This is a genomic window from Streptomyces sp. NPDC006798 (assembly GCF_040635975.1).
Classification (GTDB): Bacteria; Actinomycetota; Actinomycetes; order Streptomycetales; family Streptomycetaceae; genus Streptomyces.
This window is the reverse complement of record NZ_JBEYIS010000070.1, coordinates 1-16414: the sequence shown is the minus strand read 5'-3', so window position 1 is coordinate 16414 and position 16414 is coordinate 1. Positions and strand designations below refer to the sequence as shown.

Annotated in this window: 14 protein-coding genes; 4 read left to right on the top strand and 10 right to left on the bottom strand. The window is 69.8% G+C overall.

The window, feature by feature from the left end; translation table 11 throughout:
• Positions 1–352: 352 nt before the first annotated feature.
• From trpD to ABZ714_RS31425, 5 genes are all read right to left on the bottom strand, one after another.
• A complete protein-coding gene (trpD, locus tag ABZ714_RS31445; protein ID WP_358828759.1) occupies positions 353–1420 on the bottom strand; it encodes an anthranilate phosphoribosyltransferase in 1068 nt (355 codons plus the stop codon).
• Between the two features lie 122 nt (positions 1421–1542).
• Positions 1543–3234: a ubiquinol-cytochrome c reductase cytochrome b subunit gene (locus ABZ714_RS31440; RefSeq protein ID WP_358828758.1), complete on the bottom strand. Its 1692-nt coding sequence runs from the start codon at positions 3232–3234 to the stop codon at positions 1543–1545.
• Entirely contained in the window at positions 3231–4313 is a 1083-nt protein-coding gene (locus tag ABZ714_RS31435) for a Rieske 2Fe-2S domain-containing protein (RefSeq protein ID WP_358828757.1), read from the bottom strand. Before ABZ714_RS31435 ends, ABZ714_RS31440 begins: the two co-directional genes overlap by 4 nt.
• Positions 4310–5119, bottom strand: coding sequence for a c-type cytochrome (locus tag ABZ714_RS31430; protein WP_358828756.1), 810 nt, complete (start codon positions 5117–5119; stop codon positions 4310–4312). Before ABZ714_RS31430 ends, ABZ714_RS31435 begins: the two co-directional genes overlap by 4 nt.
• 135 nt (positions 5120–5254) lie before the next feature.
• Positions 5255–5872 (bottom strand): heme-copper oxidase subunit III, encoded by a 618-nt coding sequence (locus ABZ714_RS31425; RefSeq protein WP_358828755.1) that lies wholly within the window; start codon positions 5870–5872, stop codon positions 5255–5257.
• A 191-nt stretch (positions 5873–6063) separates the two neighbouring features.
• On the opposite strand from ABZ714_RS31425, the gene ABZ714_RS31420 reads away from it, so the two are divergent.
• Positions 6064–6465: a hypothetical protein gene (locus ABZ714_RS31420; RefSeq protein ID WP_358828754.1), complete on the top strand. Its 402-nt coding sequence runs from the start codon at positions 6064–6066 to the stop codon at positions 6463–6465.
• A 202-nt stretch (positions 6466–6667) separates the two neighbouring features.
• Here ABZ714_RS31420 and ABZ714_RS31415 read toward each other — a convergent pair whose 3' ends face one another.
• The 4 genes from ABZ714_RS31415 to coxB form a co-directional block, all read right to left on the bottom strand.
• The gene (locus ABZ714_RS31415) at positions 6668–7918 is read right to left on the bottom strand and encodes an Ig-like domain-containing protein (protein ID WP_358828753.1); all 1251 of its coding nucleotides are present in this window, start codon (positions 7916–7918) and stop codon (positions 6668–6670) included.
• Positions 7919–8066: 148 nt separating this feature from the next.
• Positions 8067–8465: a cytochrome c oxidase subunit 4 gene (locus ABZ714_RS31410; protein ID WP_358828752.1), complete on the bottom strand. Its 399-nt coding sequence runs from the start codon at positions 8463–8465 to the stop codon at positions 8067–8069.
• Entirely contained in the window at positions 8462–10189 is a 1728-nt protein-coding gene (gene ctaD / locus ABZ714_RS31405; protein WP_358828751.1) for a cytochrome c oxidase subunit I, read from the bottom strand. The genes ABZ714_RS31410 and ctaD overlap by 4 nt, the downstream gene beginning before the upstream one ends.
• Positions 10186–11151, bottom strand: coding sequence for a cytochrome c oxidase subunit II (gene coxB, locus ABZ714_RS31400; protein ID WP_358828750.1), 966 nt, complete (start codon positions 11149–11151; stop codon positions 10186–10188). The genes ctaD and coxB overlap by 4 nt, the downstream gene beginning before the upstream one ends.
• Before the next feature lie 412 nt (positions 11152–11563).
• Between coxB and ABZ714_RS31395 the strand changes: the two genes are divergently transcribed.
• Positions 11564–12961 carry an aminotransferase class V-fold PLP-dependent enzyme gene (locus ABZ714_RS31395; RefSeq protein ID WP_358828749.1) on the top strand — a complete coding sequence of 466 codons (1398 nt, stop codon included), beginning with the start codon at positions 11564–11566 and terminating at the stop codon, positions 12959–12961.
• 303 nt (positions 12962–13264) lie between these two features.
• Here the strand turns inward: ABZ714_RS31395 and ABZ714_RS31390 are convergent, their stop codons facing one another.
• On the bottom strand, positions 13265–14236 hold the full coding sequence (locus ABZ714_RS31390) for a carbohydrate kinase family protein (protein WP_358828748.1): 972 nt from the start codon (positions 14234–14236) through the stop codon (positions 13265–13267).
• A gap of 131 nt (positions 14237–14367) precedes the next feature.
• Here ABZ714_RS31390 and ABZ714_RS31385 point away from each other — a divergent pair, with 131 nt between their 5' ends.
• On the top strand, positions 14368–14571 hold the full coding sequence (locus tag ABZ714_RS31385) for a hypothetical protein (RefSeq protein WP_358828747.1): 204 nt from the start codon (positions 14368–14370) through the stop codon (positions 14569–14571).
• Between the two features lie 134 nt (positions 14572–14705).
• A complete protein-coding gene (locus ABZ714_RS31380) occupies positions 14706–16229 on the top strand; it encodes a hypothetical protein (protein ID WP_358828746.1) in 1524 nt (507 codons plus the stop codon).
• The last annotated feature ends 185 nt before the right edge of the window (positions 16230–16414 follow it).

Sequence of the window (16414 nt, the reverse complement as noted above, 5' to 3'; positions counted from 1 at the left end):
GTTGCCCGCGCAGTTCCCCGCGCCCCTGGTTGCCCTCCTGATCGCCCTCACAGAAAGGCGGGTCCCCCTTTTCAGGGGCGGCGCCGGGGAGAGCCTTTAGGGACGCGGGGAACTGCGCGACCAGCCACCCACCGGCGCGCGGTCGCCCGACAACACCCGCCCGGCCGGGCGGAGGGCGTGGGCCTCACCCGGAGGGCCGAGGCGCTGGGGGTCCCCTCATCGCCGAAGCCATAGGTTGGGGGTCCCCCCGTCGCCGAAGGCACAGGGGGAGGAACTGCGCGACAAGCCACAGGCGGGCCGCGGGCGCGACTGATACACCGGCCCGGCAGGGCAGAGCGCCCCCGGAGAAAAGCTACGCGCGCGTCGTCGCGCGGACCCAGTTCTCCAGGGTGTTCGCCGCCGCGCCGGAGTCGAGGGACTCCGCCGCGCGCGCGATGCCCGCCGCGATCTGTTCCGTCAGCCCCGCGTCCGTCGGCGCCAGCGCCACCAGCGCCGCCGCCGCGTTGAGCAGGACGGCGTCCCGGACCGGGCCCCGCTCCCCGGCCAGCAGCCGCCGGGCGACATCCGCGTTGTACGACGCGTCCGCGCCTCGGAGCGCTTCGACGGGGACCAGGTCGATCCCCACGTCCCGGGGGTCGAAGGCCTCCTCGCGGACCGTGCCGTCGCGGACGATCCACACCCGGGACGTCGCGGTCGTGGTCAGCTCGTCCAGTCCGTCGTCGCCGCGGAACACCAGCGCCGACGAGCCCCGCTCGGCGAGCACCCCGGCCATGATGGGGGCCATCCGGGCGTCGGCGACCCCGGTGGCCTGGGCCTGGACGCGGGCGGGGTTGGTCAGCGGGCCGAGGAAGTTGAAGGTGGTGCGGATGCCGAGTTCCTTGCGCGCCGCGGCCACGTACCGCAGTGCCGGATGGAACTTGACCGCGAAGCAGAAGGTGATGCCCGCCTCGCCGGCGACCTCGGCCACCCGCCGGGGGGTCAGCTCCAGATTGACCCCGAGCTTCTCCAGTACGTCGGACGCCCCGGACGCGCTGGACGCGGCGCGGTTGCCGTGCTTGACGACCTTCGCGCCGGTCCCGGCGACGACGATCGACGCCATGGTGGAGATATTGACGGTCTTGGCGCCGTCGCCGCCGGTGCCGACGATATCGACGCTGGGGCCCGGTACCTCGATCAGATTGGCGTGCTCGTACATGGTGCGGACCAGGCCGGAGATCTCCGCGACCGTCTCGCCCTTGGCCCGCAGCGCGACCGCGAATCCGGCGATCTGGGCGTCGGTCGCCTCCCCGCTCAGGATCCGGTCCATCGCCCAGGCCGTGGCGTCGGCGCTCTGGTCGTGGTGGCCGAGCAGGGATTCGATGACGGCCGGCCAGGAGTGAGCCGCCACGCTGTCGCCGCCGACCGGGGTCACAACGTTCATGGTCCGCTCCTGGGGTCCATCGCGAATAGGGGGTACGCGTCCCACCCTATCCAGCCCCGGGCACGGCGAAGAGCCCCGTCCGGGCAGTGGACGGGGCTCTTGCCGTGGCGACGCTTCAGCGGTCAGTGCTTGCCGCTGGTGACCTCCTCGTGCTCACCGTGACCATGGCCGTGACCATGGGCGGCGGCGATCTCCTCGTACTCCTCGCGGGTGGCCTTGGGGATCTGGTTCCCCTCGCCGTAGTAGCCCTTGCTGAGCTTCGCGCGGAACTTCTGCGTACGCGAGATCTTCCGGCGGACGCCGTTCTCGTCGACCTCCGGGCCGACCTCGATCGGCTCGTGCTGGACGTGCGTGGTGAGGGTGTGCAGATCCGCCTGGCTGAGCGGCTCGTGCACCTCGATGAACTCACCGTGCGGCAGCCGCTTGATGATGCCGGACTCGCGTCCGTGCAGCACCTTCTCGCGGTCGCGGCGCTGGAGGCCGAGACAGATGCGCTTGGTGATGATGAACGCCAGGACCGGTCCGACGAAGAAGAAGATCCGGACGAACCAGGTGATGGAGTTGATCGACAGGTGGAAGTGGGTGGCGAAGAGGTCGTTGCCACCGCCCGCCAGCATGATGAAGTACGCGAACAGCCACGCCACACCGAAGGCGGTCCGGGTCGGGGCGTTGCGCGGGCGGTCCAGGATGTGGTGCTCGCGCTTGTCGCCGGTGACCCAGGACTCGATGAACGGATAGACCGCGATCGCGCCCAGCACCATCGGGAAGATCACCAGCGGGATGAAGACGCCCAGGGCCAGGGTGTGGCCCCATGCGTTGATCTCCCAGCCGGGCATCACCCGGATGAGTCCTTCGGCGAAGCCCATGTACCAGTCGGGCTGCGCGCCGGTGGAGACCTGGTCGACCCGGTAGGGGCCGACGGACCAGACCGGGTTGAGCGTCGCGATCGCCGCGATCACCGAGATCACACCGAAGACCAGGAAGAAGAAGCCTCCGGCCTTGGCCATGTAGACCGGCAGCAGCGGCATGCCGACGACGTTCTTGTTGGTCCGGCCGGGACCCGCGTACTGGGTGTGCTTGTGGTACACGACGAGGATCAGATGGCCGACCAGCAGGGCCATCATGATGCCGGGCAGCAGCAGGATGTGGATCGAGTAGAACCTGGGCACGAAGTCGTGGCCGGGGAACTCGCCGCCGAACAGGAACATCGAGATGTACGTACCGACGATCGGCACGGACAGGATCGCGCCCTGCATGAAGCGGACACCGGTACCGGAGATCAGGTCGTCCGGGAGCGAGTAACCGGTGAAGCCGGTGAACATGCCCAGGACCAGCAGCAGGAAGCCGAAGAGCCAGTTGACCTCACGCGGCTTGCGGAACGCGCCGGTGAAGAAGACGCGCATCATGTGGACCATCATCGCGGCGACGAAGATCAGCGCGGCCCAGTGGTGGATCTGGCGGATCAGCAGACCGCCGCGGACGTCGAAGCTGATGTCCATGGTCGAGGCGAACGCCTCGGACACCTTCACGCCCTGGAGGGGCACATAGCTGCCCTCGTAGACGATCTCGTTCATCGACGGGTTGAAGAACAGCGTCAGATACACACCCGTGAGGATGATGATCACAAAGCTGTAGAGGCAGATCTCGCCGAGCATGAAGGACCAGTGGTCCGGGAAGATCTTCCGCATGTTGGCCTTGGCCAGGGAGTAGATCCCCAGCCGGCCGTCGGCCCAGTCCGCGACCCGCTCGCCCGCGGGCGCCTTGCGGTCGTTCGCCGGGGGCTGCGTGTTCTCGGGGTTGTTCGTAGTACTCATCCGCGCTCCCAGAAGGCGGCACCGACGGGCTCTTCGAAGTCGCCGAGCGCCTGGAGGTTCCCCTCGGCGTTCACACCGATCCGCAGCTGCGGAAGCGGGTGACCCGCCGGGCCGAAGATGACCCGGGCGCCGTCGGAGAGGTCGAAGGTGGATTGGTGACACGGGCAGAGCACGTGATGCGTCTGCTGCTCGTAGAGGCTGATCGGGCAGCCGACGTGGGTGCAGACCTTGGAGAAGGCCACGATGCCGTCGTGCGACCAGTCCAGCTCGCGCTTGTCCTTGATGTCCTCCGGCTTGATCCGGACGAGCATCAGGGCGGCCTTGCCCATCTGGATCTGCCAGTCGTGGGCGTGCTGGTCGAGGCCCTCGGGGCTGGCGAAGACCAGCGAGCCGACGGTGATGTCCTCGGGGCGCAGCGGCTCATTGGTGTTCATGTTGATGAGCTGCTTGCCCTTGGCCCACAGGGTGGAGCGGAGCTTCTTCTCCGGCAGCGGACCGAGGTCGCGCAGCAGCACCACACCGGAGAGCGGCACCAGGGCCATCGCACCGAACATGGTGTTCCGGATCAGCTTGCGCCGGCCGAAGCCGGACTCCTCGTTGCCCGCCCGCCAGTCGGCCATGACCTGGGCCTTGACCTCGGGGGACGCCTCGATCGGATGCCGGTCGTCGGCGACCTCGACATCGGACATCAGGGTACGGGCCCAGTGGACCGCGCCCGCGCCGATGCAGAAGAGGGCGACGCCCAGGGTCAGACCGAGGGAGAAGTTCAGCGCGCTGATGTGACCGAACGGCCAGATGTACACGATCTTGTCGATCGGGAAGATGACGTAGCAGGCGATGAAGCCCACGGTCGCCAGCATCGACAGCGTGAACAGGAAGGCCACGGTGCGCTCGGACCGCTTGGCGGCCCGCTCGTCGATGTCCTGGATGCGCGGCTTGTGAGCCGGCATTCCGGGGTCGGCGAACGGGTCGGCGGTGCCGCCCGTGCGCGGGGTCACGGCGGAGCCGTCCCCGGCCGCGTGGTGCGCGGCGCCCTGCTCGTCCGGCAGGTTCTCTTCTGGAATGTCTTGGCTACTCATGACTTCTTGGCCTTAGCGGTGTGGGCCGCGACCCAGACGGCAACTGCGATCAGCGCGCCGAGCCCGAAGACCCAGGCGAAGAGACCCTCACTGACGGGACCGAGAGCACCGAGGGAGAAGCCACCCGGGCTCTCCGCCTGGCTGTCGTTCGTCTCCAGGACGTAGGCGATGATCTCCTTCTTCTCCTTCTCGGGCATGATCCCGTCGGGGAAGGAGGGCATGTTCTGCGGGCCGGTCTGCATGGCCTCGTAGATGTGCTTGGCGCTGACGCCCTCGAGGCTCGGGGCGTACTTGCCGTTGGTCAGCGCGCCGCCCTTGCCCGAGAAGTTGTGGCACTGGGCACAGTTGTTACGGAAGAGGTCGCCGCCCCTGGCGACGTCCGCGCCCGTGGGGCTGTACTGCTTCTCGGTCGGCGTGACCGGACCGGCGCCGAACGAGGCGACGAACGCCGCGAGCTGGTCGACCTGGGCCTGGTTGTAGACGGCCGGCTTCTTCGGCACCTGGGCGCCGGGCTGCTGGGCCGGCATCCGGCCGGTGGTGACCTGGAAGTCGACCGCCGCGGAGCCGACACCGACCAGGCTGGGCCCGTCGGTGGTGCCCTCGCCGCCCATTCCGTGGCAGCTCGCGCAACCGACGGTATAGAGCTTCTTGCCCTCCTCGATGGCGAGGGACTGGGCGGTTTCGTCAGCCTGTGCCTTGTCCGCGGGCGCGAACGCGGTGTACAGCCCCCCGGTGGCCGCCAGCGCGAGGAGTAGGACGACGAGCGCCGCCAGCGGATGGCGTCGTCGTGCGGAGAGCTTTTTCACGGATTACCCCGGTGTCAGGATTTTCTGCGTCGTGCTTCTGGACTGGTGTCTGTCTGCGTCTGTCTGCGTGATTCGGCGGTCGTCCGGATGTGCTCCGGTACCGGCCGCCGTCGTCAGGCGGTAGCGCCCGCCCCGTTACTTGATCATGTAGATCGTGAGGAAGAGGCCGATCCAGACGACATCGACGAAGTGCCAGTAGTAGGACACGACGATGGCGGCGGTCGCCTGCTCATGGGTGAAGCGCCGGGCCGCGTAGGTACGTCCGAGGACCAGCAGGAAGGCGATGAGGCCACCGAGGACGTGCAGTCCGTGGAAGCCGGTCGTCATGTAGAAGACCGAACCGTACGGGTCGGACTTCAGGGAGAGACCGTGCTGGACCAGCTCGGTGTACTCGTACACCTGGCCGCCGATGAAGATCGCGCCCATGACGAAGGTGATGATGAACCACGTCCGCAGCTTCTTCACATCACCGCGCTCGGCGGCGAAAACGCCGAGCTGGCAGGTGAGCGAGGAGAGCACCAGGATCGTGGTGTTCGTCGCCGAGAAGGGAAAGTTGAGCAGGTCCGCCCGCTCACTCCAGAAGTCGGCACCCGTCACCGATCGAAGAGTGAAGTACATCGCGAAGAGGGCCGCGAAGAACATCAGCTCGGAACTCAGCCAGATGATGGTTCCGACGCTGGTGAGGTTCGGTCGATTGACCGACGGGTGCGCGTGCCCGATATCTACTGTCGTTGCTGTCGCCACGACCGACATTATGTCGGTCGCTTATCCCGCCCTCACTCCGGGGGGTGCCGTTCGGTGTGTCAGTGCCCCCTTCCCAGCTCGAACGGCCCATCGCCGGAGCCGGGAACCCGGTGTCGGGCGGCTGTCGGGCGGCAGTTGGACGGAGTAGCATCCGGCCCATCGGTACCAGGGTCCGAAGACGCCGAAGACGCGGAGGAACGATGCAGCCGACCGCCACCGTGCTGGTCTACAGCGACGACGCCAACACCCGTGAGCAGGTGCGGCTGGCCTCGGGACGGCGGCCGGCGCCCGATGTGCCCCCGGTCGAGTTCGTGGAGTGCGCCACCCTGCCAGCCCTGCTCACCCGGCTGGAGGCGGGCGGGATCGACGTCTGCGTGCTGGACGGGGAGACGGTTCCGGCGGGCGGTATGGGTGTCTGCCGCCAGATCAAGGACGAGATCTTCGACTGCCCGCCGGTGCTGCTGCTGATCGGCCGCCCGCAGGACGCCTGGCTGGCGACCTGGAGCCGGGCCGAGGCCGCGGTGACGCTGCCGGTGGATCCGGTGGAGTTCGCCGCGGCGCTGGCGGCGCTGCTGCGCAGCCGTACGGCCGTGGACGCCTGAGGGACGGGTTTCCCTCCTTCGGGGTAATCCGGGGGCCTTGTGGACGGCCGGAGGCCGCCCGCTGAGGCCCCCGTTCCGTTTTCCGGCGGTACGGGCCGGGCGGCGGCCGGACGGTCCCCGTACGGCCCCCTGAGCGCATTGGGGGGCCGTACGGGTGCACAGGGGGGCGTCGGGCGGGTCGCCCCGCCCGGGACGGCCCGGGTCAGAGCCGGGGACGGAGCCGGGCGGTGTCGCCGGCGGCGCTGCCGTCGGGCTTGGTCTCGGCTCTCAGCGCGCTGCCGCCGCGCCATTCGTCCCACTCCATGTTCCAGTCGCCGTAGCCGTTGCCGAAGACGTCCATGTCCTCGCCGATGCTGTTGATCACCTGGACGAGGTCGCCTTCCTTGAAGGTCTCGTAGAACCAGGCGGCGTTCCTGGTCGACATGCCGGTACAGCCGTGGCTGACGTTGGCGTAGCCGTGGGAGCCCAGGGACCAGGGCGCGGCGTGGACGTACTCGCCGCTCCAGGTGACCCGGGTGGCGTAGTAGACGGGCAGGTTGTACGCCTCGTCGCCGAAGATGCCGACGCTGGAGCCGCGCATCCGGACGAAGTACTCCTTGCCGAGGACGACCTTGACGCCGTTGCGGGTGGCGAAGCCGGGTTTGCCGGTGGTGACCGGGACCGTGTTGATCACCTCGCCGTTGCGGAGCACCGTCATCCAGTGCGACGAGGCGTCCACCACGGCCTCCATCCGGTCGCCGAACTCCATGGTGAGGGACTCGGTCGGCGGGCCGCCGTAGAGCCCCTTGGCGATTCTGACGCCCTGGAGGTTGTTGGTGACCGTCACCTTGCCGCCCGCGGGCCAGTACTCCTTGGGGCGGTAGTGCAGGACCTCGTCGTTGAGCCAGTGCCAGGCGCCCTCGACCCCGGGTTTGACGTCGACCTTCAGTCCGCGTTCCACGGCCTTGCGGGCGGCCCGGTCCACCGGGGCGCTCAGCTCGGCGATGACCGGCTGGCCGACCCCGTACTCGCCCGACTCGGGGCCGAACTCCACGGTCAGGGCCTTCTTGGCGGCGGCGGTGGTGAAGGTGTGCGTACGGGCGCCCGGGGAGCCCTCGGCGTTCTCGGTGGCGACCCTGGCGGTATAGCGGGCCCCGGCGGAGAGCGGGGCCGTGGAGCGCCAGCGGACCCCGTCTGCGGAGAGTTCGCCGGCCAGGTGGTGCCCGGTGTCGTCGGTCACGGAGACGTCCGTGATGCGCCCCTCCTCGCGCTGGACCGTGACCTCCAGCGGCTTGTCGGGATCGACCTTGGTACCGCCCAGCGGCGTGTTGAAGGTGATCTGCTTCGCCGCGTCGTAGGGCTTGACGGTCAGCGGATCGGGGGCGCTCTCGCCGCAGGCGATCGCCACCGCTCCGAGGGAGACCAGCAGCAGGGAGCAGCGCAGAGCCGTACGAAACCGGGGCGTGTGGTTCATAACTCACACCGTAGGAAGATCGCCTTCCGGGGGCGCGCTGGGTGCGTACAAAAGGGGAAGGCCCGGGTCCCCCTGGGTGAAGGGGGGCCCGGGCCCGGTGTGTGTCATTGACACGGCCGCACCGACGACTGCCGGTGCCTACCGGTGACTACTGGTTCTGGTTCTCGCCCCGGTAGTACTCGAAGACCCAGCCCCAGATGCCGATGAGGATGATGGGCGCCGAGAAGTACATCAGCCACCAGCCGACCGCCACCGAGAGGAAGGCGAGCGCGCCGCCGACCGCGAGGGAGAGCGGCTGCCAGCTGTGCGGGGCGAAGAACCCCAGCTCGCCGGCCTCGTCCGCGACATCGGCCTCCTTGTCGTCCTGGGCCATCGCGTCGACCCGCCGGGCCGTGAAGGCCAGGTAGAAGCCGACCATGACGCTCAGGCCGAAGGCCATGAAGAGCGCGGTGGTTCCGGCCGGCTCCTTCGACCAGACGCCGTAGAGGATGGCGACGGCGAGGATGAAGACGCTCAGCCAGATGAACATCCGTCCCTGGATCTTCACTTGCCGGACTCCTTCCCGGTGGTGAGGGCGGTGTCGGCGTGGTCGAGCTGGTCCAGAGCCGCGATCTCGGGGTGGTGCAGATCGAACGCCGGGGATTCCGAACGGATCCGCGGGAGGGTGAGGAAGTTATGCCGCGGGGGCGGGCAGGACGTAGCCCATTCGAGCGAGCGTCCGTAGCCCCACGGGTCGTCGACCTCGACCTTCTTGCCGTACTTGGCGGTCTTCCAGACGTTGTAGAAGAACGGCAGGAGCGACGCGCCGAGGACGAAGGAGCTGATGGTGGAGATGGTGTTCAGCGCCGTGAAGCCGTCGGCGGCCAGGTAGTCCGCGTACCGGCGGGGCATGCCCTCGGCGCCCAGCCAGTGCTGGACGAGGAAGGTGCCGTGGAAGCCGAGGAAGAGCGTCCAGAAGGTGATCTTGCCGAGCCGCTCGTCCAGCATCTTGCCGGTGAACTTGGGCCACCAGAAGTGGAAGCCCGCGAACATCGCGAAGACCACGGTGCCGAAGACGACGTAGTGGAAGTGCGCCACCACGAAGTACGAGTCGGAGACGTGGAAGTCCAGCGGCGGCGAGGCCAGGATGACACCGGTCAGACCACCGAAGGTGAAGGTGATCAGGAAGCCGATGGTCCAGAGCATCGGGGTCTCGAAGGAGAGGGACCCCTTCCACATCGTGCCGATCCAGTTGAAGAACTTCACACCGGTCGGTACCGCGATGAGGAATGTCATGAAGGAGAAGAACGGCAGTAGCACGCCGCCGGTGACGTACATGTGGTGCGCCCAGACCGTCACCGAGAGACCGGCGATGGCGATGGTGGCGGCGACCAGGCCCATGTAGCCGAACATCGGCTTCCGCGAGAAGACCGGGATGATCTCCGAGACGATGCCGAAGAACGGCAGGGCGATGATGTACACCTCTGGATGGCCGAAGAACCAGAAGAGGTGTTGCCAGAGCAGAGCGCCGCCGTTGGCGGCGTCGAAGATATGGGCGCCGAATTTGCGGTCGGCCTCCAGCGCGAAGAGCGCGGCGGCCAGAACCGGGAAGGCGAGCAGCACCAGCACACCGGTGAGCAGCACGTTCCAGGTGAAGATCGGCATCCGGAACATCGTCATGCCGGGAGCGCGCATGCAGATGATCGTGGTGATGAAGTTGACCGAGCCGAGGATCGTACCGAAGCCCGAGAGGGCCAGACCCATGATCCACATATCGGCGCCGACACCCGGCGAGCGGACCGCGTCCGACAGCGGGGAGTAGGCGAACCAGCCGAAGTCGGCCGCGCCCTGCGGGGTGAGGAAGCCGGCCACCGCGATGAGCGAGCCGAAGAGGTAGAGCCAGTACGCGAACATGTTCAGCCGCGGGAACGCCACATCGGGCGCGCCGATCTGCAGCGGCATGATCCAGTTGGCGAATCCGGCGAACAGCGGCGTCGCGAACATCAGCAGCATGATCGTGCCGTGCATCGTGAACGCCTGGTTGAACTGCTCGTTCGACATGATCTGCGTGCCGGGACGAGCGAGCTCGGCGCGCATGAAGAGCGCCATCACGCCACCGATGACGAAGAACACGAACGACGTGACCAGGTAGAGCGTACCGATGGTCTTGTGGTCGGTGGTGGTAAGCCACTTCACCACCACGTTGCCGGGCTGCTTGCGCCGGACCGGCAGCTCGTTCTCGTACGAGTCGTCGGTCGCGGCGGCACCCTGGGGTTGGTTGAGGATGCTCACAGTTGGTTCTTCTCCGCGTTCTTGGCCGGCCTGGTCTGCTCGATGCCCGCCGGGACGTACCCGGTCTGACCCTTGTCAGCCAGCTCCTTCAGGTACGTCCGGTACTCCTCCGGCGAGACGACCTTGACGTTGAACAGCATCCGGGAGTGATCGACACCGCAGAGCTCGGCGCACTTGCCGAGGAAGGTGCCCTCCTGAGTGGCGGTCACCTCGAACGCGTTGGTGTGCCCGGGGATGACGTCCTGCTTGAAGAGGAAGGGGACGACCCAGAACGAGTGGATGACGTCACGGGAGGTCAGGATGAACCGGACCTTCTCCCCCTTCGGCAGGACCAGGGTCGGGCCCGGGTTGCCGGTCTCGGGGTTGCGGGTGCCGGGGATACCGGCCTCCCAGACGCCGCCCGCGTTGGCGGGGAGGTCGTTCAGCCACTTGTCCGGGATGGCCTTGAGGTTCTTGTCCGTCTTCGCGTCACCGGTCGAGCCGGGGACGTTCTCGATGTAGTTGAAGGCCCAGCTCCACTGGTAGCCGACCACGTTGACCGTGTGCTTCGGCTGGTCCGAGAGGGAGAGCAGCTTCGACTCGTCTCGGGCGGTGAAGTAGAAGAACACCGAGACGATGATGAGGGGGACGACGGTGTAGAGCGCCTCGATGGGGAGGTTGTACCGGGTCTGCGGAGGGACCTCCACCTTGGTTCGGCTGCGCCGGTGGAAGAAGACGCTCCACAGGATCAGACCCCAGACGAGGACGCCGGTGACGAGCGCCGCCGCCCACGAGCCCTGCCAGAGGGAGAGGATGATGGGTGCCTCTTCCGTGACCGGGGTGGGCAGGCCCAGCCGGGGGAAGTCTTCCCAGGTGTATTCACAACCGGTGGCGGTAACCAGAATCAGGCCCGCAGTCAGCACCTGCGGCAGCTTCCGCCGCATCGGGCGCCGCGACGAGCGGTCGGAGCCGTTGGGACTCACGTAGCGCCTTCCCGAGAGTCTCGGCCCGCGCGCGACGGGTGCGGCCGTCTCGCTGGTCGGTCGCCGGCCCTGACGCGGGCAGGGGTTTGGATGTTTATGCGGACCAAACCCTACTGGACGCTATTTGGGGTCGCGCGGGGAGGGTGCCCAACGCGCCGTCCGACCCCCTGAAGGGATGGAATCCCCCCGATATTTCCCCGGATTTCCACCCCAAAAGCAGGGTGTTCGAGGTGGCGCGGACGCCCCGGACCCGCCGGTAGCGGAACCGGGCGGACCGCTCCGGACGGCTCGTGGAGGCGGTGATTCCGGCGGGCTCGCGGGGGTGTCCGGCGGCGATCGCCGGGCGCGTCGTGGCGCGTCGCCGGGCGGGGGCGCACGGGGGCCGGGGCCGTACGGGGCGTACGTTGAGGCCGTGCCCTACTTCGACGCCGCGTCCTCCGCTCCCCTGCACCCCGTGGCCCGGCAGGCGCTGCTCGCCGCCCTGGACGAGGGGTGGGCCGATCCGGCCCGGCTCTACCGGGAGGGGCGGCGGGCCCGGCTGCTGCTGGATGCCGCGCGGGAGGCGGCGGCGGAGGCGGTGGGCTGCCGTCCGGATGAGCTCACCTTCACTCCTTCGGGGACACGGGCGGTCCATCTCGGGGTGTCGGGGGCGGTGTCGGCGCGCCGCAGGGCGGGGCGCCGGGTGGTGGTGTCGGCGGTGGAGCACTCGTCGGTACTGCACGCGGCGGGCCGGTTCGCGGTGACGGAGGTCCCGGTGGACCGGCTGGGCCGGGTGTCCGAGTCCGCTTTCGCCGGAGCCCTCGGGCCGGACGCCTCGGGTGAGGGGGTGGCCCTGGCGTGTCTGCAGTCGGCGAACCACGAGACGGGTACGGAGCAGCCGGTGGCCGAGGTCGCCGGGGCCTGCCGGGAGGCGGGGGTGCCCCTGCTGGTGGACGCGGCCCAGTCACTGGCCTGGGGGCCGGTCGGGGCGGAGTGGTCCCTGCTGGCCGGGAGCGCGCACAAGTGGGGCGGCCCGGCGGGGGTGGGGCTGCTCGCGGTCCGCAAGGGGGTGCGGTTCGCTCCGCAGGAGCCCGCGGACGAGCGGGAGTCGGGACGTTCGGCGGGGTTCGAGAATCTGCCCGCGATCGTGGCCGCTGCGGCGTCCCTGCGGGCGGTCCGGGCGGAGGCGGCGGCCGAGGCGGTACGGCTCCGGGGCCTGGTGGACCGGATCCGGGCCCGGGTGCCCGGGCTGGTACCCGATGTGGAGGTGGTGGGCGACCCGGTCCGGCGGCTGCCGCATCTGGTCACCTTCTCCTGTCTCTATGTCGACGGGGAGACTCTGCTGCACGAGCTGGACCGGGCGGGCTTCTCGGTGTCGTCGGGTTCGTCGTGTACGTCGTCGACGCTGGCCCCGAGCCATGTGCTGCGGGCGATGGGAGTGCTGAGCGAGGGCAATGTCCGGGTGTCCCTGCCGCCGGGTACGGAGTCGGCGGACGTGGACCGTTTTCTGGCCGTCCTGCCGGAGCTGGTGGCCGGGGTCCGGGCGAAGGCCGGCGCCCCGGCCGGGCCGGCTCGGCCCGGGGCCGGGGAGTCCGGCGGGGCCGGTGGGTCCCCGGTCGTGGACGCGCTGGGCAGGCGTTGCCCGATTCCGGTGATCGAGCTGGCGAAGCTGCTGCCCCGGGTCCCGGTGGGTACCACGATCACGGTCCTCTCGGACGACGAGGCGGCTCGCCTGGACATTCCGGCCTGGTGCGAGATGCGGGGCCAGGAGTATCTGGGCGAGCGCCCGTCGGACCGGGGCACGGCCTATCTCGTCCGCCGCGTGTCGTAGCGGACCTCTGAAGGAGCGTGCCCCGGGGCGCCTGATTCTGCCCTCGCCCCGGAGGCGAGTGAGCCCGCGGGCCGCGCGTCAGGTGCCCCGTAAAGACGCCCCCGGACCACCCGGCCCCGCGCCCCTTCTCAAGCTCCGCGCCCCGGGGCGCCTGGCTTCGCCCTCGCGCCGGAGAGGGCGAGTGAGCCGGAGGGGCGCGCGGATTTCAGCGGGGAGAACGCGGAGGCCGCGAGGTACGAGCGACCGAGCACGACCGACCGGTGAAAACCGCTGAGGCGCCCCGGAGGCGGACCGGGCCGCAAATCAGAGGTACCGCTTGACCTCGGTGGCGGCGTCGTGGCCGTAGGCCTTGGTGAAGCGTTCCATGAAGTGGACTCGGCTGAGGGTGTACTCCTGGGTGCCGAGGGTTTCGACGACGAGGGTGGCGAGCATGCAGCCGACTTGGGCGGCGCGTTCGTGGCCGACGCCCCAGGAGAGTCCGGAGAGGAAGCCGGCCCGGAAGGCGTCGCCGACGCCGGTGGGGTCGACCTTGGCTTCTTCCTGGGGGCAGCCGACCTCTATGGCGGGTTCTCCGGCGCGTTCGATCCGGACGCCGCGGGAGCCGAGGGTGGTGACCCGGTGGCCGACGCGGGTGAGGATTTCCTCGTCGGTCCAGCCGGTCTTGCTTTCGATGAGGCCCTTCTCGTATTCGTTCGAGAAGAGGTAGAGGGCGCCGTCGAGCAGTATCCGGATCTCGTCGCCGCTCATCCGGGCGATCTGCTGGGAGAAGTCGGCGGCGAAGGGGATCTCGCGGGTGCGGCATTCCTCGGTGTGGCGGAGCATCGCTTCGGGGTCGTCGGCGGCGATGAGGACGAGATCGAGGCCGCCGACGCGGTCGGCGACGGACTTGAGTTCGATGAGCCGGGCTTCGCTCATGGCGCCGGTGTAGAAGGAGCCGATCTGGTTGTGGTCGGCGTCGGTGGTGCAGACGAAGCGCGCGGTGTGGAGGACTTCGGAGATCCGTACGGAGCCGGTGTCGACGCCGTGGCGGTCGAGCCAGGCGCGGTATTCCTCGAAGTCGGCTCCGGCGGCGCCGACGAGGATCGGCCGGGTGCCGAGTTGTCCCATGCCGAAGCAGATGTTGGCGCCGACGCCTCCTCGGCGGACGTTGAGGGTGTCGACGAGGAAGGAGAGGGAGACCGTGTGGAGCTGGTCCGCGACGAGCTGGTCGGCGAAGCGACCGGGGAAGGTCATCAGATGGTCATTGGCGATGGATCCGGTGACTGCGATTCGCACGGCGTGTGGGCTCCTGTGGCGGGGTGGAAAAGACGCCTAACGCTACCCGGTCGTGTCAGGCCACCAAAGAACATAAACTACCCCATAGTAGATCCTTCTCCGGTGAACTTAGGGGTGCATACGGTGCGCTCATGACGAACTCCACCCCTGCTCCAGCGTTTCGCGACCCCGACTTCACCCTGGCCCAGCTGCGGGGTGACTGTGTGCGGATGGCTCCGCACTGGCCGGTCGCGGCGCGGGTCGTGGCGGCTCCGGTGCCGCCGTCCTCGATCCGGGGTGTGGTGGTGCCCGCGGCGTCGGTCCGGCTGGTGCGCGGGCTGCCGGGCTACGGCTGAGGTCGCGCGGGTGCGCCGGAGGACGCCGCGGCCACCGGGGGCGACCGCCGGGGAACCGTACGCGCCCGCCTTCCGTCCCATCGCCGTGGCTCCCACTCGGGGGACCGCCGGGGGGCGAGGCGAAGGAGTTCGCGGTGAGCGGTGCAAGGAGTACGGAGGACGGCAAGGGGGTCACCCGCGGGCGTACCCCCCTGATCGCGTCGGTCGTGGCGGCCGTGCTGGTGGTCGGCGGCGGCAGTGGGCTCTATCTGGCGGTGGGCGGTTCATCGGATTCCGGTGACCGGGGCGCGGCGGCCGGGAAGTCGGCGGCCGACCCGGAGCCGCCGAAGATCCGGGCGGAGTCGGGGCTCTCGTCGGCTCCGGGCGCGGTGTCCGGGATAGCGCCGGGTGAGCCGGGGCCGCTGGGTGTGGTCCTGGAGCGCGGCAAGGGTGTCTCGTTCCCCGGCGGGCCGGGGAGGGCGGCCGTGTACCGGGCCGGTGGCGATCTCCCGGCGGCGGACGCGGCCCGGGTGGCGAAGGCGCTGGGGCTGCCGGAGGCGCCCCGGCGGAGCGGCGGTATGTGGCGTTCGGGTCCGGCGGCCGACGGTACGGGGCCGGTCGTGGATGTGGGCGGGAAGGCTCCGGGTTCCTGGTCGTACCGGGCCCATGGGGGTACGGAGGGCGGCGACGCCTGTGCGAGTCCCACCGTCTGTGCCACCGGGCCCGGGGCCGCGGGGTCTTCGGGTACGCCGGTGTCGGAGGCGCGTGCCCGGCAGGCGGCGGCCTCGGTGCTGAAGGAGCTGGGGTTGGCCGACGCGGTCGTCGACGCCCGGCAGACCGTGGGCGCGGACCGGATGGTGACGGCGGATCCGCTGGTCGGCGGTGTGCGGACGCAGGGGTACGCGACGCGGTTGACGATCGGCCCGGACGGCACGGTGGTACGGGGCAACGGGTTCGCGGCGGTGCCTTCGAAGCGGGACGTCTATCCGCTGGTCTCGGCGGACGAGGCGCTGCGGGAGGCCGGCCGGGCGGTGCTGGGGTCGGTCGGTGAGGGCCGGTCGGGGCCGCCCGCCTGTGCCACGTCGGTTCCGCTCGGCGGCGGGGACGACGCGGTGAGTACGGACCGGGGCGCGGCGGCGGAGTGCGGCCCGGCACGTCCGGCGCCGCAGCGGATGGCGGTGGCGGGTGCGGCCCTCGGGCTGTCGGCGGTTCACGGCGCGGACGAGGTGACGTTCGTTCCGGCCTGGCTGTTCCGGGTGGCGGCGACGGGCGGGGGCCCGGAGTTCGTCCATGCGCAGCCCGCGGTGGAGAAGCGTTTTCTGGACAGCTCGCCCGCTCCGGTGCCGGGTGGCGGGAACAAGCCGCCGTCGGACGGCGGCGGGGATGTTCCGCCTCCGGCGGAGAAGCCCGCGCCGACGGTGAGCGCCGTGACGGAGTACCGGGTGGACGGCCGGGCCTTGAAGCTGACTTTCTACGGCGGGGTCTGCGAGAGCTACCGGGCGTCGGCCCGGGAGAGCGGCGGTTCGGTCGAGGTCACGGTCGAGGGGAAGTGGAACGCTCCGGGGAAGGCGTGTATCGCCGTCGCGAAGGAGCAGACCGTGGCGGTGACGCTGGACGCGCCGCTCGGCGGCCGGAAGGTCGTGGACGCGGCGACGGGTGAGGCGGTCCCGCGGAGCTGACGGGTCCGGGCGGCGGCCCGGTGCGGGCGGGCGGTGCCACGGACACCGCCGCCGCTATCGCCGCGCCCGGCGCCGTAGAGCCGTAGAGCCGTAGAGCCGTAGAGCAGAACGAGAACCGTAAACGAACACGAGGCGGCGGGGGGGGGGGGGGGCGCGGCGGGGCCGCCGGCCGGGGCGCCCCGCGC